The organism is Nocardia sp. CC201C (assembly GCF_030010695.1).
GTDB lineage: Bacteria > Actinomycetota > Actinomycetes > Mycobacteriales > Mycobacteriaceae > Nocardia > Nocardia otitidiscaviarum.
On the sequence record NZ_JASCXP010000670.1, the window covers coordinates 1 to 2,171 of the forward strand.

Genomic DNA, 2,171 nt, shown 5'->3' on the forward strand with positions numbered 1-2,171 from the left:
TCGGGGGCGGGCGCGGAATCGGGTGCGGGAGCCTCGTTGGCATCACCGATCACACCGAGTTCGCCGCCGACCTCGATGACGTCGTCCTCCTGGGCGGAAATCTTGACCAGGACTCCTGCGGCAGGCGACGGGATTTCGGTGTCGACCTTGTCGGTGGAGACCTCGAGCAGCGGCTCGTCGACCTCGACCGTGTCTCCTTCCTGCTTCAGCCACCTGGTCACAGTGCCCTCGGTGACGCTCTCACCAAGAGCCGGCATCTGGACGGAGAAGGCCATGTCCGTTGACTCCTCTGACTGCTCGTCGGGTTAAACAGTTCGTTCTCTCGGCGGGTCTCCACCGCGGGTCGCGGGGTCCCGTACAGCCACAGCCAATTCTGTGGCCCCGGAGATCCGTAGGTTGTTGTTCCGGATACCCATCCTTGCACTACCGCGCGTGCGGCGTGTCACAGGGCGGCCGTTGCGTCCACCTCTCGGGACGGCCACCGCCGCCGTGAGCGGCCACGGCGACGCGGCGAGCAGCGGTGATAGCCGATCGCGCGTGTCACAACTCACCGCGCGCGAGCATTGTGACCCGAGAATTCGGGTCGCCACTGTTCCCACCACCTGGGAATGTTTCCGACATGACCGACGCCGTGCCGCTGCCCGAGGGCTACGAACTCTCCACCGCCCACCACCGCCTCGATCGCGCCCGCGTGCACCACTGGCTGGCCGGCGACGCCTACTGGGCGCTGGGCCGGGCCCGCGAACATCAGGACCGCGCCATCGCCGGTTCGCTCAACTTCGGCGTGTACGAGTCGGTCTCGGGTGCGCAGGTGGCCTACGCGCGGGTGGTCACCGACTCGGCGACCTTCGCCTTCCTCTGCGACGTCTACGTGGACCGGTCGGTGCGCGGGAAGGGGATCGGTTCGGCCCTGGTGGCGGCCGTGCGTGAGCACCTGCGGCCGACCGGCGTGCGGCGCGTCGCGCTGGTGACGCAGGACGCGCACGAGGTGTACGCACGCCTCGGTTTCACGCCGCTGGCCCGGCCGGAGCAGTGGATGGCATTGGAGTTCTGAGTTCCGGCTGTGTATTCGCTGAGGACTCGGGTGCACCCGGTCTCACCTGGCGTTTCGCTGGCAGTATCGATAGTGGACGGGAGCGTTTCCAGGCTCGCGTCTTCCGGGTTCCGGAGAGGAGGATGCCGGATGGGATTCCTGGATCGGCTGCGCGGTGGCGTCGGCGGTGCGCGGGCGGCGGACCTGGCCTACCTGCGGGAGTGGACGAGCACCCATCGGGGTGTGGAGGCGTTCGTGGAACCGCGGACGACGGTGACGGACGTGTCGGTGGCGCTGGTCGCCCACGACGGCGAGTGGACCCGCCGGGTGGTGGGGGAGCGGGGCGCGCACCGGCTGTCGGGTGAGCTCGGCATCCCCGTCTACGACGTGCGCAAGGTCGGGTATCCGCAACGGATGCGCGATTACGACGCCCGCCGCCGGATCGAGCGGCGGCGGGCCATGCTCGCTGACGACTGAACGGTCGTCGCGCTTCGGCTCAGCGCGTGCGCAGGCCCGGCCAGCCGTACTGGGGCGGCCCGCCCGCGATTCCGGCGCGGGGGACGGCAGGGGCGGCGGCGGTCTCGGTGGCGGGTGCCTGCTGTTGCGCGGCCTGCTGCTGCCGGAGTTGTTCGGCCGCCTGCCGCCGGAACTCGTCCATATCCATCCACTGCACCTGCTGCACCACGTCTTCCAGCTGCGCGGCGCTCAGGTAGCCGGCGTGCTTGTAGACCGGCAGCCCTTCGCGGAAGGCCATGATGGTCGGGTAGCCGGTGAGTTCGGCCATGGCGGCCAGTGCGGGTTCGGTCTCCCCGTTGACGGTGCCGTGCACGATCTGCGGATGGGTGACCGAGGACGCGTCGTAGACGGGGGCGAAGCGCTTGCACCATCCGCACCAGTCGGCCCAGAAGTCCACCAGCACTATGTGATTGCTCGCCACCACCTGGCGGAAGTCCTGTTGGGTCAGCGCGCGTGTGGCCATTGAATCCCTCCCGAACGGCCCGGACCGTGGAGCCGCCCGTCGACTGCATCGGTCCGGATTATTGCACGGCCGTAATCGGCCGTCCGACAGTCGGTTTGCCGTGGGGGGGCGGGGGGGGGGGGGGGCGGCCCCGCCCCGCCGGGCAGGCGCGGAAGGGAG

Annotated in this window: 4 protein-coding genes; 2 read left to right on the top strand and 2 right to left on the bottom strand. The window is 69.6% G+C overall.

Annotated elements, in window-relative coordinates:
• On the bottom strand, window positions 1-275 hold a 275-nt coding region (locus QK444_RS35720), incomplete at its 3' end, for a biotin/lipoyl-containing protein (RefSeq protein ID WP_349239567.1).
• A 344-nt stretch (window positions 276-619) separates the two neighbouring features.
• Between QK444_RS35720 and QK444_RS35725 the strand changes: the two genes are divergently transcribed.
• Both QK444_RS35725 and QK444_RS35730 read left to right on the top strand, forming a co-directional pair.
• Window positions 620-1,054: a GNAT family N-acetyltransferase gene (locus QK444_RS35725; RefSeq protein WP_282786456.1), complete on the top strand. Its 435-nt coding sequence runs from the start codon at window positions 620-622 to the stop codon at window positions 1,052-1,054.
• Window positions 1,055-1,183: 129 nt separating this feature from the next.
• Entirely contained in the window at window positions 1,184-1,510 is a 327-nt protein-coding gene (locus QK444_RS35730) for an oxidoreductase (protein ID WP_282786458.1), read from the top strand.
• Window positions 1,511-1,529: 19 nt separating this feature from the next.
• Here the strand turns inward: QK444_RS35730 and QK444_RS35735 are convergent, their stop codons facing one another.
• On the bottom strand, window positions 1,530-2,012 hold the full coding sequence (locus QK444_RS35735; protein ID WP_306356255.1) for a thioredoxin family protein: 483 nt from the start codon (window positions 2,010-2,012) through the stop codon (window positions 1,530-1,532).
• Window positions 2,013-2,171: the final 159 nt, after the last annotated feature.

Excerpts from the sequence above, each read along its gene's own strand:
- QK444_RS35725 (WP_282786456.1), top strand. The coding sequence starts at position 620 with ATGACCGACGCCGTGCCGCTGCCCGAGGGCTACGAACTCTCCACCGCC.
- QK444_RS35730 (WP_282786458.1), top strand. The coding sequence starts at position 1,184 with ATGGGATTCCTGGATCGGCTGCGCGGTGGCGTCGGCGGTGCGCGGGCG.
- QK444_RS35735 (WP_306356255.1), bottom strand. The coding sequence starts at position 2,012 with ATGGCCACACGCGCGCTGACCCAACAGGACTTCCGCCAGGTGGTGGCG.